Source organism: Pseudomonadota bacterium (genome assembly GCA_008501635.1).
Classification (GTDB): domain Bacteria; phylum Pseudomonadota; class Gammaproteobacteria; order QQUJ01; family QQUJ01; genus QQUJ01.
On record QQUJ01000018.1, the window covers coordinates 29,832 to 51,140 of the forward strand.

Here is a 21,309-nt window from a genome sequence, read left to right on the forward strand (position 1 = left end):
TTGGAGACTGAAGGAACGTAATGTTTTTTCCAGCCTCGCTTTTCGAGCGGTTTCTACAAAGAGCGGCGATTATAGCAACTGGGATGCAGAAAACATCGGTGAATACACCTGTGATCAATCAGTTTGTCTGATGCCAGCTGCCACTTGGCTAATGGTCAGATCGTTTAAACAGCAAGATTTTGGGCAGGGTAGAGAACGGTTCTTGTATCGTCAGTCAAGATTAGATACGTTCGACTGGCTCAGGGCCTGTTAACACTATGCGGATGCCCGGTGTTGGCCCTCTTGATGAGACCAGACAAAACGCAGGGTCGATCAGCGGGAGTTAGTGTGGAAGACGACAATCTCGAACCCTCAGGCGCGGATCTTCAGCTGGAAGCCGAGATTCCGAAGCCGCGCGCGCGGAGCGGCAAGCGCTTGCCCGCCGAGGGCCCCGTGGTGATTCAACCTTTGCAGTGGTTGCTCGAGGATCGTCGTCCGGAAGGTTATGTCCAGACGACGGATTTGCGACTGCGGGCCAAGGCGCTGGGCGTGCGTTATCAGGATGTCATCCCCCCCTACTTGCGCCGCCCGTGGCGAGGATTGCTGAAAAAGGCCAAAACCCGCGGTTTGACTGAGGCCGAGTGCCGCCGGGTCAGTGAGTACTCCATCATCATTGCGCATAAATTGCGTAAAGCTATCGAACTGCGAACACCGCCCAAGGAGTAGCGGCGCAAAGCGTATCAGTCGGTGTTCAGTTTCTTCTCCCAGGCCAGCGATGTGCGGACGATGGTTTCCAGCGAGTCGTAGCGGGGAGACCAACCCAGGACCTTTCGCACCCGATTGGCTTTCGCGACCAGTGTAGCGGGGTCACCTGCACGCCGCGGTTGTTCATTGACGGGTAAGGCGTGCCCCGCGACTTTTTCGACCATCCCAATCACTTCGCGCACGCTGTAGCCGTGACCGTAGCCGCAGTTCAACGTCGTGGAGAGCCCTCCTTTACGAAGATAGTCCACAGCCTTGAGATGGGCGTCGGCAAGATCCTCGACATGGATATAGTCCCGTACGCCGGTTCCGTCCGGGGTTGCGTAGTCGGTACCGAAGACCGCCAACTGCTTGCGTTTGCCTACGGCCGCTTCGCAGGCGACTTTGACCAGCAGAGTGGCCTTGGGCGTCGACTGTCCGATACGGGCCTGAGGATCGCAACCTGCAACATTGAAGTAGCGCAGCGCGACGTAGCGCAGATCGGTGGCCGCAGCGAGGTCACGCAGCATCCATTCGCTCATTAGTTTCGAGGTGCCGTAGGGGTTGATGGGAGCGGTGGGGGAACTTTCTTCCGCGAGCCCGTCGGGCGGTATGCCGTAGACCGCGGCGGTGGAGGAGAAAACAAAGTGGCTCACACCGGTTTCGCTGCAGCACTGCAGGAGGTTGCGGGTCGAACAGGTGTTGTTGCCGTAATACTTGAGTGGATCGGCGACGGATTCGGGAACGATGGTATGCGCGGCGAAGTGCAGTACGGTTTCGACATCGTGCTCACGCAGAAGTCTCAGTACCGTTGCTCGATCGCCGGTATCACCGACAATCAGTTCGCCATGCAGCACGGCATCGCGCCGGCCGGTCGACAGATTGTCGAGAATAACCAACCGTTCGCCGCGTTCCCCCAATTGCCTGACCACATGACTGCCGATGTAGCCGGCACCACCTGTGACTAGAATACCGCGCTGCCCCACGTGTCGCTCCTCTCCAGGATCGCGGTTCAAGCGCCGCGAGCGCCCGAGTGTAACCCAGGCCATCCGGCAGGCGCGACCCTGGTTATAATGGCGTTGGCTCCACTGGAGCCATCCAAAAAAAGGAAGTCGTAATCATGATCGTACCCGTCATACTCTCAGGTGGATCCGGCAGTCGTCTTTGGCCGTTGTCGCGCGAGCTTCACCCGAAGCAGTTTCTTCCCCTGGTGGAAGAGCGCAGCATGCTGCAGCAAACGGTACGCAGGCTCGACGGGCTGGAAGGCGTTGGGCAACCGCTGGTTGTCTGCAATGAAGAGCATCGTTTTCTGGTGGCCGAACAGCTGCGTCGCGCCGATCGGCCACCCTCCGTGATTCTGCTGGAGCCGGAAGGGCGCAATACCGCGCCGGCCATTGCGCTGGCCGCGTTGCATGCATTGCTGGATCAAGAGGATCCACTGCTCCTGGTGCTGCCGGCCGACCATGTGATACGCGATGAGGAAGCGCTGCGCCGGGCGATTGCCACCGCGGCACAGGCCGCTGCACAGGGGGATCTGATTACGTTTGGCGTCGTACCGGACAAGGTGGAGATCGGATACGGTTATATTCGGTTTGCCGGGACGCCTGATGATACAAGTCGCGCCTACCCGGTGGCGGAGTTCGTGGAGAAACCCGATTTCGCGACTGCCGAAGGCTACGTGCGCTGTGGCGAATACCTTTGGAACAGCGGCATGTTCGTCTTCAAGGCGGCACGTTATCTGGAAGAGCTCGAACGGCACGCTCCCGCGATCGCCGCAGCCTGCCGCGACGCTTTCGCCAAGCGGAGCGGGGATCGCGATTTCGTTCGTCCGGATGCCGTCTGCTTTAAATCCTCGCCCGCGGATTCCGTGGATTTTGCAGTGATGGAGAAGGCCGACAGGGTAAAAGTCGTTCCTTTGTCAGCGGGATGGAACGACGTGGGCGCGTGGTCGGCGCTGTGGCAGATCGGAAAGCAGGATGCCAACGGAAACGTGATGCAGGGCGATGTGCTCATCGAGGATACGCGGGACAGCTACCTTCACGGCAGCAGTCGTCTGATCGCCACGGTCGGGCTGCGCGACTGCGTCGTGGTCGAGACGGCGGATGCGGTGCTGGTGGCACACAAGGATCGAGTCCAGGAGGTCAAGAAACTCGTCACTCAGTTAAAGACTGACGGGCGTACCGAGGCGACGTTGCATCGGCGGGTATACCGGCCCTGGGGCAGCTACGAAGGGGTAGATCAGGCCGAGCGCTTCCAGGTCAAGCGTATTACCGTTAATCCCAATGCATCACTGTCGTTACAGATGCATCATCATCGCGCCGAGCACTGGATCGTAGTGCGTGGCACAGCACGGGTGACACGCGGCGATGAGGTGTTTCTCCTGGGAGAGAACGAATCGACCTTCATACCCCTGGGAGTACGCCACCGCCTGGAGAATCCCGGGAAGGTGGCGCTTGAGCTGATCGAGGTGCAATCCGGCACTTACCTGGGCGAGGATGACATTGTGCGGTTCGATGACGTCTACGGGCGTGATAGCTAGGCCGTTCCACCTGCGACGCTGCGCGAACGCTATTCGGATCGGGAGATGGGACGCTCGCGAATCGTGGCCTGTACCGCGAAACGTTCTCCGGCGCGGGATGCGCTGATCAGAATGCGCGTGCCGGGCTGTTGGCGGGTTACGCGATCCAGCACCGAGCGCGTGTTAGGAATCGGTTCTCCGTCGATGTGCGTGAGCAGATCACCGGGTTGAATACCGGCCAGGTGGGCCGGGCCATCCCGCACCAGATTGGTGACGACGACACCTTGCACGTTCTCGAAGCCCTGGGAGGCGGCGATCTCCGGGGGCAGGTCGCGCGCTTCTATGCCCAGCCAACCGCGCACCACACGACCCTGCTCGATGATCTGCCGCATCACATCGGCTGCCAGCTGAGCGGGTATCGCGAAGCCTATTCCCTGCGAGCCACCCGAGCGGGAAAAGATCGCCGTGTTGATGCCCACCAACTCTCCCCGCAGGTTGATCAGAGCACCCCCTGAGTTGCCAGGATTGATGGCGGCATCGGTCTGAATGAAGTTTTCAAAGGTGTTGATGCCCAGCCGGTTGCGACCGGTCGCGCTGGCAATCCCCATGGTCACCGTTTGTCCAACGCCAAAAGGATTGCCAATCGCCAGCACCAGATCGCCAACCCGCAACAGATCGGAATTGCCGAGCGTAATGCTGGGCAGGCCGTCGAGCGGGATCTGCAACACCGCCAGATCCGTTTCCGGGTCGCTGCCGGCCAGCTGCGCGACCTCGGTGCGCCCGTCCCTTAACAGTACAACGACATCATCAGCCCCCTGAATGACGTGATAGTTGGTCAGTATGTAACCCTGGGGGCTGATGATGACGCCTGATCCCAGGCTGTTTTGCATCCGCTCCTGGGGGGCAGGGAGGTTGTTGCCAAAAAAACGGCGGAACACGGGATCGTCGAGCAGCGGATTGCTGCGTTCCCTCACCAGTTTCTGGGTGAAGATGTTGACCACAGACGGCGCCGCTGCCTCCACCGCTGCGGCAAATGACAGATCCCGGATATTGGCGGCGGCGGTTGGCGCGGCGGCACCGGGTGGCACGGCGCCCGATGGTGGAGCCCGACGGATCTCGACGGTGGGGCGCTGGTTACCGAGGAGTTCCGGATTGAGAAACAGAATGACGAAGGCCGCTGCAAGGCCTACCGTGGCGGCCTGTAAGAAAAAGCGAAGGGTTTGGTTGATTCTCATTGCGGCGGGTAATCTGGGGTACAGGGCAATACATTATTCGGTTCCGCCAGGTTCGTAGCAACCCTACGCAAGTGACCATGGAGTCTTGATCGATGATCGAACGAAGCGCATTGCTGGGCTATCTGGCTGATCTGTTGCAGATTCACGCCTATGACGATTACGCCCCCAACGGCTTGCAGGTGGAGGGTCGTGCCACCGTCCAGCGCCTGTTGACCGGCGTGACGGCCAGCCAGGCACTGCTGGAGGCGGCTGTTGAGTTTGGCGCCGATGCGCTGCTCGTGCATCACGGCTATTTCTGGAAGGGCGAGGATCCGGTTGTGACGGGCATGAGACGACAGCGGCTTAAACTGTTGCTTGATAACGACATCAACCTTCTTGCCTACCATCTCCCGTTGGATGGGCATCCGGAGTTGGGAAACAACGCGCAACTCGCCAGGCGGTTGGGCATCGAAGTAACGGGTAGAGTGGCGGGTCAAAACGGACCAGAGCTGGTTTTTCAGGGCCGACTGACCCCGCCATCCACACCCCGGGAGTTCGGCGCGCGCCTGGCATCCGCCCTGGGACGAACGCCACTCCATATCCCGGGCGGCGGTGACCGCATTGCAACCATCGGCTGGTGCACCGGTGCGGCGCAGGGGATGATCGAGCTCGCGGCGGCGGCGCGATTGGACGCCTATATCAGCGGTGAGATTTCGGAACCCACAGTCCATGCCGCACGAGAACTCGGTATCCACTATTTCGCTGCCGGGCATCATGCCACCGAGCGAGGTGGGGTGGAGGCTCTCGGCACGCATCTGGCTGAGCGCTTTCAGCTGGAGCATCGATTTGTCGATATCGACAACCCTGCATAGGCATGTGTAAAGCATGGCGAACATCTACCCCTATCGAGAGGTGTGTTTTGCTGGATTTTCCGTCTAAGTTCGCGCATTGCGAGCCGTTTTACTCGATTTTGGTTGGAATCCAAGGTGCTTTCTTGACCCGACCTGGCACATTCCCGATAATCGCGGCTGTTTTTGCATCTGTGCCGTCTATGCGCTCACGCCAGTGCGCGATTGCATTCACAGCGCTCCCGTGAGCGACCCAACCTTGGAGTGATCCGGATGAGCAGTATCGTGGCTGTCGACCCCGGCCGACGTCGATTCCTCACTGCCGCCACATCGGTAGTTGGAGCAGTTGGGACAGCGTTTGCCGTTGTTCCCTTTCTCTCTTCGTTGCAACCCAGTGCCCGCGCCCGGGCGGCCGGTGCGCCGGTCGAGGCGGACATCTCGAAGTTGGAACCCGGCGCGATGATCGTCGTTGAATGGCGTGGCCAGCCGGTCTGGATCGTGCGCCGTACCGAAGAGAATCTTGCGGATCTGTCGGGTTTGACCGATATCCTTGCCGATCCCGACTCGGAGAAACGGCAGCAGCCTGAATACGCCAGGAACGAGTACCGCTCCATCAAGGCGGAGTACGCAGTGTTGATCGGTATTTGCACCCACCTCGGCTGTTCGCCCACTTTTCGCCCCGAAATGGCCCCCGCCGATCTCGGCAGCGACTGGAAGGGTGGCTTTTTCTGTCCCTGCCACGGTTCGAAGTTCGACCTCGCCGGTCGGGTCTACGCCGGAGTGCCGGCACCCACCAATCTGGTGGTTCCTCCGTACCATTTCCTCAGCGATACCCGCATTCTGGTGGGTGAAGACAAGGGAGCCGCCTGATGGACGAGAAGAGTAGCGGCCTGCTTGGCTGGATTGATGAGCGTTTCCCGCTCAGCAAGACGATGCGCGAGCATCTGACCGAGTATTACGCCCCCAAGAACTTCAATTTCTGGTACTTCTTCGGCTCCCTGGCGATGCTGGTGCTGGTGATTCAGATTGTCAGCGGTATCTGGTTGGCCATGAGCTACAAACCGGATGCTCGCGAAGCCTTCGCCTCGGTCGAGTACATCATGCGCGACGTGGAATGGGGTTGGCTGCTCCGCTATATCCACTCCACCGGAGCGTCGGCCTTTTTTATCGTGATCTACCTGCACATGCTGCGCGGCCTGATGTACGGTTCGCACCGTAAGCCGCGGGAACTGCTGTGGATCATCGGTGTGGTCATCTACCTGGCGATGATGGCTACGGCGTTCTTTGGCTACCTCCTCCCCTGGGGCCAGATGTCGTTCTGGGGCGCGCAGGTCATCGTCAATCTGTTTGCTGCCGTGCCCTTCGTGGGCGAGGAGCTGGCGATATGGATTCGCGGTGACTTCGTGATATCCGACGTCACTCTGAATCGCTTCTACGCCTTCCATTTCGCGGTACCGTTCATTCTGGCAGCCCTGGTCTTTATTCACATCGTTGCGCTGCACAAGGTGGGTTCGAACAATCCGGATGGCATCGAGATCAAGAACAACAAGGGCGCGGACGGCAAACCGAAAGACGGTATTCCGTTTCATCCCTACTACACGGTCAAGGACATCGTGGGTGTGGCTGGATTCCTGATCCTCTTCTGTGCAGTGATATTTTTTGCACCCGAGATGGGTGGTTATTTCCTGGAGCCACCCAACTTTGAGCCCGCCGATCCGCTGAAAACCCCCGAGCATATTGCGCCGGTATGGTACTTCACCCCCTTCTACGCGATGCTGCGGGCGGTGCCGCCGATGTTCGGCTCCCAGTTCCCGGGTGTATTGGTGATGTTTGCCGCGATAGCCATTCTCTTTCTGCTCCCGTGGCTGGATCGCAGCGCGGTGAAATCGATTCGTTACAAAGGCGTGCTGTCCAAAGTGGCGTTGGCGATTTTCATCATCTCTTTCGTAATTCTGGGATGGTTGGGAACGCAGCCGGTGACCGTGCTGTACACCTTCCTGGCGCAGGTTTTCACTACGCTCTATTTTCTCTTCTTCTTACTGATGCCGTGGTACAGCAAGATCGATAAAACCAAGCCGGTTCCGGAGAGGGTGAGCAAATGAAGAAGTTATTCATAACGTTGTTGGCCTCACTGTTCCCGGTTCTTGCGCTGGCCGCCGGCGGAGGTGTCCATCTCGACAAGGCGGGAATCGATCCCACGGATCAGGAGTCGTTGCAGCGCGGAGCGCGGCTCTTTGTCGATTCCTGCTTGAGCTGTCATTCAGCCAAGTTCATGCGCTATAACCGCATGGCCGCAGACCTGGGCATCGACGAGCAGACCCTGATCAGTGAATACATGGTGGCCGTCGAGAAACCCGGTGACACGATGCGGGTTGCCATGACCGACGAAATGGCCAAGCAGTGGTTCGGCACCAAGATTCCGGATCTCTCGCTGGTGGCACGCTCGCGCGGCATTGACTGGCTCTATACCTACCTGCGCTCTTTCTATGTCGATGAAAAGCGCCCATTCGGCGTCAACAACGCGGTGTTCAATGGTGTCTCAATGCCCCACGTGATGTGGGAGCTTCAGGGTTGGCAGAAGGCTGTTTTCAAGACCGGGCCGGACGGAAAAGCCACCGATCAGATTGAAAAACTCGAGTTGGTCACACCAGGCTCAATGAGTACCGCTGAGTTCGATACCGCAATGCGCGATCTGGTCAATTTCCTCTCCTACGTGGGTGAGCCGATCCAGAATACCCGCCGCGAGCTCGGCATCTGGGTGATGGGTTTTCTGGTGATCTTCTTTGTCGTCGCGTATCTGCTCAAAAAGGAGTACTGGCGGGATATCCACTGATAAAGGATCGAAGCGGTATAAAGAGACAGGGGCCTTTGGGCCCCTGTCTCTTTTATGGTTGTCGGCCCCATTGCCCAGCGGGTCTATCCATCGTGATACAATGCCCTCCTTTACGCGAACATACTGGAGATGCGTTCCATGGGCGTGGTTGCCAATAAGCGGTCTGTGATGATGTTGTATTCCGATCCTGTCTGCGCATACAGCCACCGTGCTCGGATTGTGTTGGCCGAAAAGGGAATCAATGTTGAAGTCCACTTCGTCGATTCAGCCCATTTGCCGGAAGACGTAATCGATCTCAACCCCTATCAGACGCTGCCCACGCTGGTCGATCGCGATCTGGTCCTCTACGATGCACGGGTCATCATGGAGTATTTGGACGAGCGCTTTCCGCACCCACCGCTGATGCCCGTCGATCCGGTCTCCCGGGCGAAATCCCGCCTGGTCATGTACCGCATCGAGCGGGACTGGTTCAGTCTGTTACCCGATCTCGAGTCCTCAGGGGAGAAGAAATCCGCCAAGGCGCGGCAGCTGTTGCGCGAAAGCCTGACTTCGAGCGCCGATGTTTTTTCGGCGATGCGCTTCTTCCTCAACGAGGAGTTCACGCTGGTTGACGCTTGCCTGGCCCCACTGCTGTGGCGGTTGCCAAAATACGGGGTGGAACTGCCTGCCTCGGCGAAGCCGGTTCTACAATATGCCGAACGGATTTTTAATCGCGGTTCATTTCAGGACAGTCTCTCCGAAGCCGAGCGTGAAATGCGCGAGTAGGCAACGAGCCTGATACCCCGTGGCACCGCGAACTTCCTGACACGTTCCGTTAGCGTCAACGCTCTCTGTGGTCGGTATTGTCTGTGAGCTTTCCGGAAATGACATCCAGTCGTCCCTACCTGATCCGCGCGCTTCATGAGTGGATCGTCGATAACAATATGACCCCTTATGTACTGGTGGATTGCCGGTTGCCTGAGGTGTGCGTGCCGATCGAGCATGTCAGTGACGAGCGTATTGTGCTCAATGTCAGTCCTGCCGCCACGCAGGGGTTGGTGCTGGGGAACGGGCAAGTCAGCTTCAGTGCGCGTTTCGGCGGCAAGGCGCAGAAGGTCGAATTTCCGACGCACGCCGTACTGGCCATCTATGCGCGCGAGAACGGCCGTGGCATGGTCTTTAGCAACGAATCAGACGAACCATCACCGGATCCCAGCGACGGCGGGGATGAAAAACCCAGGCTCCGGGTGGTCAAATGAGCGCCTGAATCGCTTTTCGTGTTTCCGCGGAGACAGTCAGTGATTGAGATCGTCATCGCCGATATCACCACGCTCGATACCGATGCCATCGTCAACGCCGCCAACGAGAGTCTGTTGGGCGGCGGCGGCGTGGATGGCGCGATCCACCGTGCTGCCGGGCCGGCGCTGATCAGGGCCTGCCGCACACTCGGTGGTTGCCCGACCGGGGAGGCGCGGATTACCCCTGGGTTCGATCTCAAGGCGCGTTGGGTGATCCATGCCGTAGGCCCGGTGTGGAAAGGTGGCCAGCACGGTGAAGCCGAACTTCTCGGTAGCTGCTACAACAACGCACTCGCGTTGGCTCTCGCGTATGACTTAAAGAGCGTTGCGTTCCCGGCGATAAGTACCGGTGTCTTTGGTTACCCGAAGGAGGAGGCCGCGACGATCGCGATTGGCGCAATGCGCGCCAGGGAGGCACAGCTCGACCGCATCATAGTCTGCTGTTTCAGCTCAAGCGACGCCGAACGCTACCACCGCACGCTCGCGTGCCGGTAATCGGCACAGCGCGCCAGGCCGCTGGGCTCACAGAGCGCTGTTCGTCCGGCGTCACTGCCGATGACCTCTGAGCGATGCGGCCCTTGTTGTGCTGCGCGAGGGCCCTCTCCGGGAAGCTCAGAGGTATTCGAAGAGGGCGACCACCCTGTGTACGCCTGAGACCTGGCGCGCTTCGTTTATCGCGGCGCTGCCTTCCTGGCGGTTGACCAAACCCATGAGAAATACCGTGTTGGCTTCCGTCACTACCTTGATGCGGGTCGGGTCAAAACCTTCAATTTTGATCCCGAAGAGACTTGATTTGACCTTGGTCGTGATCCAGGTGTCCTTGGTGCGTGCTCCCAGCGAACTGTTTGGCCCCACGACCAAATGATTCATGACGCGGTTAACATTTTGGGTCGCGGCCGCGAGCCTTTCGGCTTCGACCTTCAATGCGGGTGTTCCCACCTCGCCGCTCAACAGCACATTGAGATTATAACTTGTGACGTTGATGTGCGAGTTCCCGCTCAGGCGTTGACTGGCACCGATAGCATTGTTGATCTTGAGCTCTATGCCCTGGTCATCGACGACAGTTCCGGCCGTGCGACGATCGTGAACGACGGCTGCTCCCGTTGCAGCACCGCCGACTACCGCGGTTGCGCAGCCGGTGACGGTACCGATGATCAGGAGCAGCGTGATCAGATGGGTAAGATTTTTCATCGTTTTATCCATGTGTTGTTAGACGCGGGTGAAGTTTGAATTACGTTCCAAAGGCATTTGGAATCCACTCGATAGCGTTAGGTTCCGTAACCGCTACGATATCGAATCGGGCAGGTCGGCGCCGCAGTGCCGCATGTCTTTGCAGAAAATGCTCCGCGGTGGTGATCAGGCGCTGACGTTTCCGTTGATCGACGGAGGCCGCCGGTCCGCCAAAGAGGCTGTTGCGACGAAAGCGCACCTCGACGAATACGACGGTTTCAGTATCGAACATGATCAAATCAATTTCGCCATAGCGGCAGCGAAAATTGCGTTCGACGAGACACAGCCCAGCCCCTTCCAGATACTCCAGCGCCTGCTGCTCCGCACGTGCTCCGGTGCGCTGTCTGGGTGTCGGTTGTGTCACGGCCCTGCTTGACTCCTCACGAGGGGTTGGACGCAGGTACCACAGCAGGCGTCTCTTGTTGAGGTTCCTCCGCCACCGGCCGACCATCGATCAGCGTTGGAGCGAAGCCAATCAGGTCCGGAGCGCCCTGCCGAAATCGCGCCCATGCCAGCCGACGGTGGATACGCCCGCGTTCGTCGATGGAAATCTGGCCGGTCTCCCCCTCATAGCGCTCTTCTGGATAGGTCTGCAACCACTCCAGATAGGGGATTAAACGATAGGCATCGAAACCCATGGCATAGAGCCGGCTGAATCGTTCCTGTGCCTCGGGCCATGCCTTGGCAATCTGGGTGCGCTGGATCACCGTCGCGCGTTCGACTCCCAATGTCCAAGGGGTATCGCCGAACAGCAGGTCATCCATGTCGCGGTCGGCGGCTCGATCCACCTTGCCGGTGAAGATGTGGCTGGTGGCGATTACCGGGACATCCCTGGCGTGGTGAAATTTGAGCTGCGGTCGGATTTGGCGCGCCTGGCGGGGAAAGGCGCCGAGAAACAACACATCGACATCCTGGCGGCGGCGGGGCTCGAATTTGATCTCCGTACCCAGGGTGCGGCGCAGATTGGTACGCCGTGTTTCGCTTTCGTTCAGATCGAACAGGGCCTTGATGGGATTGGAGTAGTCGTTTTTGGTGGAGTCGTAGCTTTGCTGTTCGAGGACGATTCCCCCCAGGGCTTCCCAGCGCTCGCGAAAACTTGTCGCGATCCGCGAGCCCCACAAGCCGTCGGGTACCAGAATCAGCGCTCGCGTATGGCCCTCGATCCACGCGCGTTCCGCTGCCTGGCGTGCCTCCGCCTCGGGCGGCAGTCCGAACTGATAAAGGTTGGTCGGCAACGGAACGGTATCTGCGAGTTCGGCCTGGTTGAGCGCCAGCACCGGAACGGGTAAGGCATCGCTGCGCGCAACGGCCGTTACCGCGTTCTTGCTGAGCGGTCCGACGATCAACTGCGCACCCTCTGCGACCGCCTGCTGCAAGGTCACGACCGCATTGCTGCCATCAGCCGCGACATCGTAAAACCGCAGAATCGGGCGTTCCGGATAGGTGTCGCTGTAAAAGGCGGTCAGCAGACCGTCGCGCACCGCGATCGCGGGTTCAGCGAAAGGGCCGGTGCTCGGGAGGAGTACCGCCACCTGAGTGGGGCGCAGGGGCTCAACGGCGAGACGGGCACGCAGCCGATCGATTGTCTGTGGCAGGACCGGATGATCGGGGAACCGGGCACGCCATTCGGTAATGCTGCGCTGGAACTGTGCCGAACCGCTGGGGGCCTTGGCGATCCGGGTCAGCTCGAGCCAGCCGGCGAGCACATCGGGGGCCAACACCTGCATCTGCTCCAGCGCCTGATCCGTCAGGGGCGAAAGCGTCTGCAGAATCAGCGCCTGATTGTCTGCGATCACGGCATTGTCCACCAGCAGACCCTCCAGAAGGAGCAGTTCGTTGGCCGCTTCCAGCGCGTTGCCGCTCAGCGCGTAGGCCTCCGCCCGCAGTCGGTGGAGTCGCAGCATCAGCGCCTGGGTAAGCCGAGTTCCCGGTTCAGGCATGGTTAACTGCTGCAGCGCCAATTCGGCGCGGGAGCGTTTCAGCGCCAGATCGCCGACCGCCAAGCGCAGGCTGAATTCCAGCAGGGGGGTGGGGGCAGGCGGTTTGAGTTGCTGCAGCACCTGATCGGCGGTGCTCAATTCACCCGCGCGAATCAGCAGCTCGCCGGCCTGGAGCGTGAGTTCAAAGCGCGTCTCGAGGTTGTCAGCCTCGCGCGCAAGACCCAGATACTGCCGCGCGGCGCCCAGCAGGTCGCCTTCGTTTTCGAGCGCGCGCGCGCGCTCCAGGTCCACTGTCTCCGGAATCCCGAGGGGCGGTGTCTCCTTGACCGGCGTTGCACATCCTGCAACAGTAGCGAGGAGCAGCACCCCACAGATTTCTCCCCAACGGTTCATGGCGCTCCCAAAATGCACGGCCTAGCGTCAGCGAGGCCTGTAAGGAAACAGATGATAGCGCGACGGGGAAGTCGGCGACCACCGACGTCCATCGCAAAACACAAAACTCCAAGGCTCATTCATGGTGTCGGAAACCATTCTGCCGGGTACGCTTTATATTGTCGCTACGCCCATCGGTAATCTTGCCGACTTTTCCCTGCGTGGCATTGCAGTGCTCCAGGGGGTGGCGCTGATCGCCGCCGAGGATACGCGCCACAGCCGACCGTTGCTGCGCCACTTCTGTGTTCATACCCCCGTCCTGGCGCTGCATGAACATAACGAGCGCGAGGTGACCGCTAAGCTTTTGACACGTCTTCAGGCGGGAGATCCGGTGGCACTGATCTCGGATGCCGGCACACCACTGGTCAGCGATCCCGGATTTCATCTGGTGGGCGGTGCGCGGTCCGCCGGGATTCGAGTGGTGCCTATCCCAGGTCCCAGCGCCGCTGTCTGCGCACTGTCGGCCGCGGGATTGCCATCGGACCGTTTTGTTTTCGAGGGTTTCCTGCCGGCGAAACAGGCGGCCCGCTGCCAGCGGCTTGAGGCCCTGGTTCGGGAAACACGAACCCTCATCATCTACGAATCGAGTCACCGCATAGTTGCCGCGCTGAGTGATATGGCGAAGATTCTGGGGAAGGGTCGGGCGGCGGTGGTGGCTCGCGAGCTGACCAAACGCTTCGAGACCATTCGCGATGGAACCCTCGGAGCTTTGGCCCGGTGGGTGGCAGACGATCCCGATCAACAGCGAGGCGAGTTTGTTGTCCTGATCCGGGGTGCAGAAGCTGCGGATGATGAGACCGGCCTTGAGGAGGAGCGCGTACTGAAGATTCTGCTCGAAGAGTTGTCGGCCAAACAGGCTGCGCTCATTGCAGCGCGGATCACCGGAGGTCGCCGAAATCGACTCTACGCACTGGCGCAAACTCTGAAACCGAAGGTGTGATAGGGTAGCGCGCCATGATTGGGAAGATCCTCTTTACCATCGTTGTCATCCTGGTGGTGCTGGTGATTGCCCGCGGCCGTCTGCGCGGAAAGACGGCCACGGGGAGCGCCACGCCGCAGGTTCCAATGCCAAAATGGCCGCGGTTTATCGCCTACGGATTTTTGGCAACGGTCATCGGGGTAGGCGTGACCTTTTACTATCTCGACTGGCAGGAACGTAACGAAGTCCTGTCGGTGAAGGTCATCAACAGCCGCACGGGCCTCACAACCCAATACCACGTAAGCCGCGGCGAGATGCGCGGCCGAACCTTCACCACGCTGGACGGCGTGACCGTGACCCTCGCTGAAGAGGAGCGCGTCGAAGTGGTAGGGCGCCAGTAGCCGGCCATCCTTGCCACGCAGGTAGCCTGGGGCTACTGTAGGGATGAGAGTCGGCCAGACAACCGCTGTGCTTTGTCACGGAGGAAAGTCCGGGCTCCATAGGGCAGGGTGCCAGGTAACGCCTGGGAGGCGCGAGCCTACGGAAAGTGCCACAGAAAACATACCGCCAAAGTCCTTCGGGACCGGTAAGGGTGAAATGGTGCGGTAAGAGCGCACCGCGCCGCCGGCAACGGCGGTGGCAGGGTAAACCCCACCCGGAGCAAGACCAAATAGGGGGGCGATAGGTGCGGCCCGCACTGTCCCCGGGTAGGTCGCTTGAGGTGTGCGGCGACGCACATCCCAGATGAATGGTTGTCCACGACAGAACCCGGCTTATCGGCCGACTCTCCCTTTATTCCGCACCGAACCACCCCTCCCGCGACTTAATGTCGTCATTTAGCTTAACCCGTCAACCTTATGAAATAGCTCGATATTGATGGGCTGTTTCGTGCGTGTGTCAGCTACGTGCACAGGTCACAAAATGCTCGTAAACCCCTGTTCTTGTGGAGAAAACGCCTTGACACAATGCGTTTTGGATACCTATAGTGTGAAAATGTGGGACAAAGTGGGTCAGAATGGGAAATGATCCATCTCCGCCTCCGGGGCGGAGGAACCGAATAAAAGGGGGCAAAACGTGTTCAGGGGCGTCAACACGCTCAATCTCGATGCCAAAGGTAGGTTGGCGATTCCGACGCGCTACCGCGAGCCGCTGCAGGAGCAGAGCAACGGATCGTTGGTGATCACCGTCGATCCCGACCATTGCCTGTTGGTGTATCCCTTGCCGGCGTGGATTGAGATTGAACGCCAATTGATGCGGCTGCCGGCGCTGGATCCCGAGGTGCGGCGCATGCAGCGTCTCCTGGTCGGTCACGCCGCAGATTGCGAGATCGACAGCAGCGGCCGTGTCCTGCTGCCCCCGCCGTTGCGTGAATTTGCCAAACTCGATAAGCGCGTCGTGCTGGTCGGGCAGGGCAATAAGTTTGAGTTGTGGGAGGAATCAGCCTGGAACGCGCGTCGCGAGACGTGGCTTGCCGATGGTTTGGGCGGGTCGGAGTTGGGTTCCGGTCTTGAGACGCTCTCGTTGTAAGGGCGATGGCCGAGGCACTCGCCCATCGTCCGGTGCTTCTGCAGGAAGTGCTGGAGGCGCTGATGATGAAAGCTGACGGCATCTACGTGGACGGTACTTTCGGGCGGGGTGGTCACAGCAGGGCCATCCTCCAGTGTCTGGGCCCGCAGGGGCGATTGATCGCCATCGACAAGGATCCGGCGGCAATCGAGGTGGGAAGAAACGAGTTTTCTGCGGATCGACGGTTTTCCATACATCGGGGGTCGTTCGCAATGCTAGAGCGGATGCTCGGGCAGGAGGGAGTCAATAAGGTCGATGGCATTTTGCTGGACCTTGGGGTCTCCTCGCCTCAGTTGGATGACCCGAACCGGGGTTTCAGTTTCTACCACGATGGCCCTCTGGATATGCGCATGGACCCGGAGTCCGGGCGCGGCGCGGCGGAGTGGTTGGCGCGGGCCCCGGAACAGGAGATCGCCCAGATCCTCAAAGAGTATGGCGAGGAGCGCTACGCCAAACGCGTGGCGCGGGCGATAGTGAAGGCACGCCGCGAGGCGCCCATCGTTACCACCGGCAAGCTGGCCGAGATCGTCGCTGCCGCCAATCCGCGCTGGGAACCGGGAAAACATCCGGCCACCCGCAGTTTCCAGGCGATCCGCATCTTCATCAACCGCGAACTGGACGATCTGCGGTCAGGTCTCGAGCAGGCCGTCGAACTGCTGCCCAAGGGCGGGCGTCTGGCGGTGATCAGTTTTCATTCGCTGGAGGACCGCATCGTCAAGCGCTTCATGCAGCGCGAGGCAAGAGGTGGTGACCTGCCGCCGGATCTGCCCTTGACCCAGGCTCAGCTCGCCGTACGGCTGCGCCCGGTGGGTAAAGCGATCCGCGCCGGAGCGCAAGAGGTGGAGCAAAACCCGCGCGCCCGTAGTGCCATGCTGCGGGTTGCGGAGCGCGTGTCATGAGCCGCTTTGCGCGTGTCGCCATGGCGCTGCTGATCGGTGCGGTATTGGGGTCGGCGCTCGGCGTGATCTATGCCAAGCATCAAACCCGCAAGTTGTTTGTCGAGCTGCAGGGAGTGCAGAAATCGCGGGACGATCTGCAGATCGATTGGGGGCGGCTGCAACTCGAGCAGGCGACCTGGGCGACCCATGGCCGGATCGAGAGCGTTGCCCGCGAGCGCCTGGAGATGCGCATTCCCACTCCCGACCACGTAGTGATCGTGAAACGATGAATCGAGACCAAGTCCCCAATCCAAGCTATCGCTGGCGCCGTGCCCTGGTGCTCTCGATGCTGGGGGCTGCCGTGGGGCTGCTGGTCTGGCGCGCCGTGGATCTGCAGATCTTCAACAAGGCGTTCCTTCAGGAACAGGGCGATGCGCGCCATCTGCGGACGGTGCCGATTTCTGCACACCGTGGTGTGATTACCGACCGTAACGGCGAGGCTCTGGCCATCAGTACGCCGGTCGATTCGGTGTGGGCGCAGCCCGATGCACTGTTGGCGGACAATCGGGCGTTGATTCGTGTCGCGCGCAAACTCGACCTCGATCCTAACGCCGTAAAACGCCTGCTGGAAGAGCGGCGCGATCGCGAGTTTGTCTACCTCAAACGCCATGCGACTCCGGATCTCGCGCGTCAAGTCCAGGCGCTGGAAGCGCCCGGTGTATTTCTGCAGCGCGAATACAAGCGCTACTACCCGATGGGCGAAGTGACGGCGCACCTGATCGGATTCACCAATGTGGACGATCGCGGCCAGGAGGGATTGGAACTCGCCTACGATGATCACCTGCGCGGCACCCCGGGGGCCAAACGTGTGATCAAGGATCGTCTCGGGCGCATCGTCGAAGATGTCGAGAGCATCAGCGTGCCGCGACCCGGGCGCGACCTCTCCCTCAGTATCGATCGGCGCATACAGTACCTCGCCTACCGTGAGTTGAAGGCCGCGGTTGCGGCCAATCGCGCGCGTTCAGGTTCATTGGTGATGCTGGATGTGACCACCGGCGAGGTTCTGGCGATGGTCAATCAGCCGGCCTACAACCCCAACAACCGTGGCGATCTCAAGCCTTCACATATGCGCAATCGCGCCGTCACCGATGTCTTTGAACCGGGTTCCACCGCCAAGGCCTTCACCGTGGCCGCAGCGCTTGGGTCGGGTCGCTATCACCCCGATACCGCCATCGATACCACACCCGGCTGGCACAAAGTGAGCGGCAAGATGATCCGTGATTCGCGCAACCTGGGGGCGATCGATCTGGCCACGGTGTTGAGCAAATCCAGCAACGTGGGCGCCAGCAAGATCGCGCTCACCCTGCCGCCCGAGAGTCTCTGGTCGGTGTTCACCCAGGTTGGCTTCGGAACGCAGTCGGGGATCGGTTTTCCGGGTGAGTCGACCGGATCGCTGGCGCATTACTCCACCTGGCGCCCCATCGAGCAGGCAACCCTCTCCTATGGTTACGGGCTCGCCACGACCGCTCTGCAGTTGGCCCATGCCTATAGCGCTATTGCGGCTGATGGCGTGTTGCGCCCGTTGGGCCTGGTGCGGGTCGGTGTAGCGCCGGCCGGTGAACGCGTCGTCGCCAAACGCGTCGCGCGCCAGCTACGCGAAATGCTGCAGGCGGTGGTGGGTCCAGAAGGCACAGCGCCAGGCGCGCAGGTGGCCGGTTACCGTGTTGCGGGCAAGAGCGGTACGGTGCACAAGTTGGTCAACGGCGCGTATTCGGAAGATCAGTATGTGGCGATCTTCGTTGGTATCGCGCCTCTGAGTGATCCGCGTCTGGTGAGCGTTGTGGTCATCGATGATCCACGCGGTGAAAAGTACTACGGCGGGCAGGTCGCGGGTCCCGTCTTCTCGCGGGTCATGGCCGGCGCGCTGCGCCTGCTCGACGTGGCCCCCGATGATCTGCCCGCGCTGCAAACGCAGATGGCGCGCAGCGAGGTCGAGCGATGATGGCGGCTCCGGTGCACCACCACGAGCGTTATCTCAGCGAGTTGCTGCAGGGTGTCGTCGCAATCCCAGCCTGTGAAGATGTGGTGGTTTCCGGGGTGCAGATCGACAGCCGCATCGTGCGCCGTGGAGACCTGTTCCTGGCTTGCAGGGGCGGCAGGACGCACGGCGTTGACTACATCTCCGAAGCCCTGCGTCAGGGTACCGTGGCCATCGTCTACGACCCGGAGGGCGCCAACGGCGTACACCCGCTCGGTGTGCCGGCGATCGCCGTCGCGCAGTTGAGCGATAAGGTTGGCTTGATCGCCGATCGATTCCACGGACACCCCTCGGCGGCACTGCAGGTGATCGGCATTACCGGCACCAACGGCAAGACCTCGTGCTGTCACTACCTCGCTCAGGCGCTGAACCACAAGGACGCCGCGTGCGGCGTTATCGGAACGCTGGGTAACGGGCTTTTCGGCGCGCTGGATCCGGGCGTCCATACCACACCTGACGCCTTGACCGTGCACGCGACCTTGAGCGATCTGCGCCAGAAGGGTGCCCACGCCGTGGTGATGGAGGTCTCCTCCCACGCGCTGAATCAGGGACGAGTGGGGGGCGTGGCTTTCGATGCCGCAGTTTTCACCAATCTGTCACGCGACCATCTGGACTATCACGGTGACATGGCGAGTTATGAAGCCACCAAGCGCCGGCTCTTCCATTGGCCGGATCTGGGTTGCGCCGTGATCAACGCTGACGACAGTGCCGGTCGGCGGTTGCTGCGCGACCTGCCGCCCGTGGTGCGCGCCGTCGCCTACAGTCTGAACGCTGAAGCCAACCAGTCGCTCGGCACCACCGCGGCCGGGTGTCCGATCAGACACTTGTGGGCGACGGAGGTGACGCTTTCGTCGGACGGACTGAGGATGGAAGTCGATGGCGACTGGGGCCGGGCGGTACTCGGTGCGCCTTTGTTGGGGCGTTTCAATGCCAGCAACCTGCTCGCTACGCTGGCGACACTGCTGGCCCAGGAGTGGACACTGGAGCAAGCCGTGCAACGTCTCGCCGGGACCCGCGCCGTGGCCGGGCGGATGGAGCGCTTTTCCGCGGCGGGTCGTGCGCTTCTGGTGGTGGATTACGCCCACACACCCGATGCGCTGGAGCAGGCGCTGCTTGCGGTGCGCGAACACACGCAGGGAATGCTGTGGTGCGTGTTCGGTTGTGGAGGAGAACGTGACCAGGGCAAACGGCCGCAAATGGGCGCGATTGCCGAGCGGCTCGCCGATCGTGTGGTGATCACCGACGACAACCCGCGAGGAGAGAAGGGCGACGCCATCGTTGCCGATATCCGTGCGGGATTGAGCGAGCCGGGCAAGGCGCTGGTGGAACGCGATCGCCAGCGTGCCGTTCACGCCGCCTATGCCGCTGCGGAGGCGTGCGATGTGGTGCTGGTCGCCGGCAAGGGGCATGAGAACTACCAGGAGGTCGCAGGACGGCGTATGCCCTACAGTGACCGGACGCTCGCCGCCCAATTGACGGGAGGCGGCGCATGATGATTGCCACCAGTCTCAGCGACACCGCGCACATGTTGGGCCTGGATCCCCCGGTACACGATGTCCGCTATACCGGGGTCAGCACCGATACGCGGCATTTGACAGCGGGGTCGATGTTCGTCGCCCTGCGCGGACCCCGTTTCGACGGTAACGATTACCTGGAACAGGCGGCGGCTCAAGGGGCTGTCTGCGCCCTCGCCGATCGCCGGCGCGACACCGGGTTGCCGCTGCTGGCGGTAGAGGACACGCGCCGCGCCCTCGGGCAACTGGCTGCCGCGTGGCGACGCCGATTTCGCCTCCCGGTCATCGGTGTAACGGGCAGTAACGGCAAGACCACCGTCAAGGAGATGCTGGCCGCCATCTGTACCCAATGCGCGCCGACCCTGGCCACCAAGGGGAATCTGAACAACGAGATCGGCGTGCCGCTGACGCTGCTCGAACTGGGTTCGCAACATCGTTACGCGGTGATTGAGATGGGCGCCAGCGCGCCGGGAGAAATCGCCTATCTGGCCGAGATCACACTGCCCGATGTGGCTGTGGTCAACAACGCGGCGGCAGCCCACCTTGAGGGTTTTGGTTCGCTCGATGGCGTGGTGCGCGCCAAGGGCGAGATCTACACCCGGCTGCCCGAGCACGGTGTTGCCGTCATCAATGCGGATGATCCGGGTGCGCCTGTCTGGCACGAACTTGCGGGACAGCGTCGTCGGCTGACCTTTGGCAGCGGTCCGGATTGCGATGTGCGGCTGGATGAGAGCGCGCTCTCGTTGACCCTGGGGGACGAAGGCTTCGTCTCCTGCCTGGGGATCGACACGCCGGAGGGTCCGCTGCAACTCCGGCTGCCCCTCGCCGGGCGTCACAATGCTTTCAACGCGGTGGCGGCTGCGGCAGTCGCACTGGCGGCTGAGATTCCGATCAACGCCATCGCGGCTGGACTCGGCCAGGTCCGGGCGGTCACCGGAAGGCTGCAGTATCGCGCCGGCCGCCAGGGATTGCGGCTGATCGACGATACCTATAACGCCAACCCGCACTCGCTCGCAGCCGGTATCGATGTCCTGACGGTGTGTCCCGGTGAGCGCTGGCTGGTGCTGGGCGATATGGCGGAACTGGGTACCGACGGAGTGGCGCTGCACACCGCGGCCGGGCGTTATGCCCGTGCTGCCGGCATCGAACGACTTTGTGCGCTGGGTCCTCTTGGCCGCCACGCCGTTCATGCCTTCGGCAAGGGTGCCAACCACTACCCCAATCATGAACTGCTGATCGAGGCTTTGCTGCGCCACCTTCCACCCCAGGCCACCGTACTGGTCAAGGGATCGCGCAGCATGCGTATGGAGCAGGTCGTCAAACAGTTGGTCGCTAACGGTAAGGATATGCCGAGCGACGACGCGAAGAGGGGGCGTTGACGC

The 21,309-nt window shown here is 61.0% G+C and carries 22 protein-coding genes and 1 other RNA gene; 18 read left to right on the top strand and 5 right to left on the bottom strand.

Going from position 1 to position 21,309, the window contains the following annotated elements; genetic code table 11:
• Positions 1 to 327: 327 nt before the first annotated feature.
• Positions 328 to 705, top strand: coding sequence for a hypothetical protein (locus tag DWQ09_10095; protein ID KAA3627541.1), 378 nt, complete (start codon positions 328 to 330; stop codon positions 703 to 705).
• Positions 706 to 719: 14 nt separating this feature from the next.
• On the opposite strand, the gene galE is transcribed toward DWQ09_10095, so the two are convergent.
• Complete coding sequence (gene galE / locus DWQ09_10100) at positions 720 to 1,706, bottom strand: UDP-glucose 4-epimerase GalE (protein KAA3627990.1); 987 nt, start codon at positions 1,704 to 1,706, stop codon at positions 720 to 722.
• Between the two features lie 134 nt (positions 1,707 to 1,840).
• On the opposite strand from galE, the gene DWQ09_10105 reads away from it, so the two are divergent.
• The gene (locus DWQ09_10105; GenBank protein ID KAA3627542.1) at positions 1,841 to 3,259 is read left to right on the top strand and encodes a mannose-1-phosphate guanylyltransferase/mannose-6-phosphate isomerase; all 1,419 of its coding nucleotides are present in this window, start codon (positions 1,841 to 1,843) and stop codon (positions 3,257 to 3,259) included.
• Between the two features lie 29 nt (positions 3,260 to 3,288).
• On the opposite strand, the gene DWQ09_10110 is transcribed toward DWQ09_10105, so the two are convergent.
• A complete protein-coding gene (locus DWQ09_10110) occupies positions 3,289 to 4,473 on the bottom strand; it encodes a PDZ domain-containing protein (protein KAA3627543.1) in 1,185 nt (394 codons plus the stop codon).
• A 92-nt stretch (positions 4,474 to 4,565) separates the two neighbouring features.
• Here DWQ09_10110 and DWQ09_10115 point away from each other — a divergent pair, with 92 nt between their 5' ends.
• The 7 genes from DWQ09_10115 (at position 4,566) to DWQ09_10145 (ending at position 9,905) form a co-directional block, all read left to right on the top strand.
• Complete coding sequence (locus DWQ09_10115; GenBank protein ID KAA3627544.1) at positions 4,566 to 5,324, top strand: Nif3-like dinuclear metal center hexameric protein; 759 nt, start codon at positions 4,566 to 4,568, stop codon at positions 5,322 to 5,324.
• A 249-nt stretch (positions 5,325 to 5,573) separates the two neighbouring features.
• Positions 5,574 to 6,170 carry a ubiquinol-cytochrome c reductase iron-sulfur subunit gene (gene petA, locus DWQ09_10120; protein ID KAA3627545.1) on the top strand — a complete coding sequence of 199 codons (597 nt, stop codon included), beginning with the start codon at positions 5,574 to 5,576 and terminating at the stop codon, positions 6,168 to 6,170.
• The gene (locus DWQ09_10125) at positions 6,170 to 7,402 is read left to right on the top strand and encodes a cytochrome b (GenBank protein KAA3627546.1); all 1,233 of its coding nucleotides are present in this window, start codon (positions 6,170 to 6,172) and stop codon (positions 7,400 to 7,402) included. Before petA ends, DWQ09_10125 begins: the two co-directional genes overlap by 1 nt.
• Positions 7,399 to 8,133: a cytochrome c1 gene (locus DWQ09_10130; GenBank protein ID KAA3627547.1), complete on the top strand. Its 735-nt coding sequence runs from the start codon at positions 7,399 to 7,401 to the stop codon at positions 8,131 to 8,133. Before DWQ09_10125 ends, DWQ09_10130 begins: the two co-directional genes overlap by 4 nt.
• A 138-nt stretch (positions 8,134 to 8,271) precedes the next feature.
• Positions 8,272 to 8,898 carry a stringent starvation protein A gene (locus tag DWQ09_10135; GenBank protein KAA3627548.1) on the top strand — a complete coding sequence of 209 codons (627 nt, stop codon included), beginning with the start codon at positions 8,272 to 8,274 and terminating at the stop codon, positions 8,896 to 8,898.
• 98 nt (positions 8,899 to 8,996) lie between these two features.
• Entirely contained in the window at positions 8,997 to 9,371 is a 375-nt protein-coding gene (locus DWQ09_10140; protein KAA3627549.1) for a ClpXP protease specificity-enhancing factor, read from the top strand.
• A 39-nt stretch (positions 9,372 to 9,410) separates the two neighbouring features.
• The gene (locus DWQ09_10145) at positions 9,411 to 9,905 is read left to right on the top strand and encodes an O-acetyl-ADP-ribose deacetylase (GenBank protein KAA3627550.1); all 495 of its coding nucleotides are present in this window, start codon (positions 9,411 to 9,413) and stop codon (positions 9,903 to 9,905) included.
• A 117-nt stretch (positions 9,906 to 10,022) separates the two neighbouring features.
• Here DWQ09_10145 and DWQ09_10150 read toward each other — a convergent pair whose 3' ends face one another.
• The 3 genes from DWQ09_10150 to DWQ09_10160 are packed head-to-tail and all read right to left on the bottom strand — an operon-like array spanning position 10,023 to position 12,973.
• Complete coding sequence (locus DWQ09_10150; GenBank protein ID KAA3627551.1) at positions 10,023 to 10,613, bottom strand: BON domain-containing protein; 591 nt, start codon at positions 10,611 to 10,613, stop codon at positions 10,023 to 10,025.
• 28 nt (positions 10,614 to 10,641) lie between these two features.
• Complete coding sequence (locus DWQ09_10155; protein KAA3627552.1) at positions 10,642 to 11,091, bottom strand: YraN family protein; 450 nt, start codon at positions 11,089 to 11,091, stop codon at positions 10,642 to 10,644.
• Positions 11,021 to 12,973, bottom strand: a complete 1,953-nt coding sequence (locus tag DWQ09_10160; protein ID KAA3627553.1) for a penicillin-binding protein activator — start codon at positions 12,971 to 12,973, stop codon at positions 11,021 to 11,023. Before DWQ09_10160 ends, DWQ09_10155 begins: the two co-directional genes overlap by 71 nt.
• A gap of 121 nt (positions 12,974 to 13,094) precedes the next feature.
• On the opposite strand from DWQ09_10160, the gene rsmI reads away from it, so the two are divergent.
• The 9 genes from rsmI to DWQ09_10205 all read left to right on the top strand — a co-directional run bounded on the left by rsmI (position 13,095) and on the right by DWQ09_10205 (position 21,306).
• The gene (gene rsmI / locus DWQ09_10165) at positions 13,095 to 13,952 is read left to right on the top strand and encodes a 16S rRNA (cytidine(1402)-2'-O)-methyltransferase (GenBank protein ID KAA3627554.1); all 858 of its coding nucleotides are present in this window, start codon (positions 13,095 to 13,097) and stop codon (positions 13,950 to 13,952) included.
• 14 nt (positions 13,953 to 13,966) lie between these two features.
• Positions 13,967 to 14,332: a hypothetical protein gene (locus tag DWQ09_10170; protein ID KAA3627555.1), complete on the top strand. Its 366-nt coding sequence runs from the start codon at positions 13,967 to 13,969 to the stop codon at positions 14,330 to 14,332.
• Positions 14,333 to 14,378: 46 nt separating this feature from the next.
• Positions 14,379 to 14,723: RNase P RNA component class A (rnpB, locus tag DWQ09_10175), an RNA gene on the top strand.
• 282 nt (positions 14,724 to 15,005) lie between these two features.
• Positions 15,006 to 15,458, top strand: coding sequence for a transcriptional regulator MraZ (locus tag DWQ09_10180; protein KAA3627556.1), 453 nt, complete (start codon positions 15,006 to 15,008; stop codon positions 15,456 to 15,458).
• Positions 15,459 to 15,463: 5 nt separating this feature from the next.
• Complete coding sequence (locus DWQ09_10185; GenBank protein KAA3627557.1) at positions 15,464 to 16,396, top strand: 16S rRNA (cytosine(1402)-N(4))-methyltransferase RsmH; 933 nt, start codon at positions 15,464 to 15,466, stop codon at positions 16,394 to 16,396.
• On the top strand, positions 16,393 to 16,665 hold the full coding sequence (ftsL, locus tag DWQ09_10190; GenBank protein KAA3627558.1) for a cell division protein FtsL: 273 nt from the start codon (positions 16,393 to 16,395) through the stop codon (positions 16,663 to 16,665). The genes DWQ09_10185 and ftsL overlap by 4 nt, the downstream gene beginning before the upstream one ends.
• Positions 16,662 to 18,377, top strand: a complete 1,716-nt coding sequence (locus DWQ09_10195) for a penicillin-binding protein 2 (GenBank protein ID KAA3627559.1) — start codon at positions 16,662 to 16,664, stop codon at positions 18,375 to 18,377. Before ftsL ends, DWQ09_10195 begins: the two co-directional genes overlap by 4 nt.
• Positions 18,374 to 19,906, top strand: coding sequence for a UDP-N-acetylmuramoyl-L-alanyl-D-glutamate--2,6-diaminopimelate ligase (locus DWQ09_10200; protein KAA3627560.1), 1,533 nt, complete (start codon positions 18,374 to 18,376; stop codon positions 19,904 to 19,906). Before DWQ09_10195 ends, DWQ09_10200 begins: the two co-directional genes overlap by 4 nt.
• The gene (locus DWQ09_10205; GenBank protein ID KAA3627991.1) at positions 19,906 to 21,306 is read left to right on the top strand and encodes a UDP-N-acetylmuramoyl-tripeptide--D-alanyl-D-alanine ligase; all 1,401 of its coding nucleotides are present in this window, start codon (positions 19,906 to 19,908) and stop codon (positions 21,304 to 21,306) included. The genes DWQ09_10200 and DWQ09_10205 overlap by 1 nt, the downstream gene beginning before the upstream one ends.
• The last annotated feature ends 3 nt before the right edge of the window (positions 21,307 to 21,309 follow it).

Bases quoted from the DNA above. Each gene is read 5' to 3' on its own strand.
- DWQ09_10105 (KAA3627542.1), top strand. From the start codon at position 1,841: ATGATCGTACCCGTCATACTCTCAGGTGGATCCGGCAGTCGTCTTTGG.
- DWQ09_10110 (KAA3627543.1), bottom strand. From the start codon at position 4,473: ATGAGAATCAACCAAACCCTTCGCTTTTTCTTACAGGCCGCCACGGTA.
- DWQ09_10115 (KAA3627544.1), top strand. From the start codon at position 4,566: ATGATCGAACGAAGCGCATTGCTGGGCTATCTGGCTGATCTGTTGCAG.
- petA (KAA3627545.1), top strand. From the start codon at position 5,574: ATGAGCAGTATCGTGGCTGTCGACCCCGGCCGACGTCGATTCCTCACT.
- DWQ09_10125 (KAA3627546.1), top strand. From the start codon at position 6,170: ATGGACGAGAAGAGTAGCGGCCTGCTTGGCTGGATTGATGAGCGTTTC.
- DWQ09_10130 (KAA3627547.1), top strand. From the start codon at position 7,399: ATGAAGAAGTTATTCATAACGTTGTTGGCCTCACTGTTCCCGGTTCTT.
- DWQ09_10135 (KAA3627548.1), top strand. From the start codon at position 8,272: ATGGGCGTGGTTGCCAATAAGCGGTCTGTGATGATGTTGTATTCCGAT.
- DWQ09_10140 (KAA3627549.1), top strand. From the start codon at position 8,997: ATGACATCCAGTCGTCCCTACCTGATCCGCGCGCTTCATGAGTGGATC.
- DWQ09_10150 (KAA3627551.1), bottom strand. From the start codon at position 10,613: ATGGATAAAACGATGAAAAATCTTACCCATCTGATCACGCTGCTCCTG.
- DWQ09_10155 (KAA3627552.1), bottom strand. From the start codon at position 11,091: ATGGTCGGCCGGTGGCGGAGGAACCTCAACAAGAGACGCCTGCTGTGG.
- DWQ09_10160 (KAA3627553.1), bottom strand. From the start codon at position 12,973: ATGAACCGTTGGGGAGAAATCTGTGGGGTGCTGCTCCTCGCTACTGTT.
- rsmI (KAA3627554.1), top strand. From the start codon at position 13,095: ATGGTGTCGGAAACCATTCTGCCGGGTACGCTTTATATTGTCGCTACG.
- DWQ09_10170 (KAA3627555.1), top strand. From the start codon at position 13,967: ATGATTGGGAAGATCCTCTTTACCATCGTTGTCATCCTGGTGGTGCTG.
- DWQ09_10185 (KAA3627557.1), top strand. From the start codon at position 15,464: ATGGCCGAGGCACTCGCCCATCGTCCGGTGCTTCTGCAGGAAGTGCTG.
- ftsL (KAA3627558.1), top strand. From the start codon at position 16,393: ATGAGCCGCTTTGCGCGTGTCGCCATGGCGCTGCTGATCGGTGCGGTA.
- DWQ09_10195 (KAA3627559.1), top strand. From the start codon at position 16,662: ATGAATCGAGACCAAGTCCCCAATCCAAGCTATCGCTGGCGCCGTGCC.
- DWQ09_10200 (KAA3627560.1), top strand. From the start codon at position 18,374: ATGATGGCGGCTCCGGTGCACCACCACGAGCGTTATCTCAGCGAGTTG.
- DWQ09_10205 (KAA3627991.1), top strand. From the start codon at position 19,906: ATGATTGCCACCAGTCTCAGCGACACCGCGCACATGTTGGGCCTGGAT.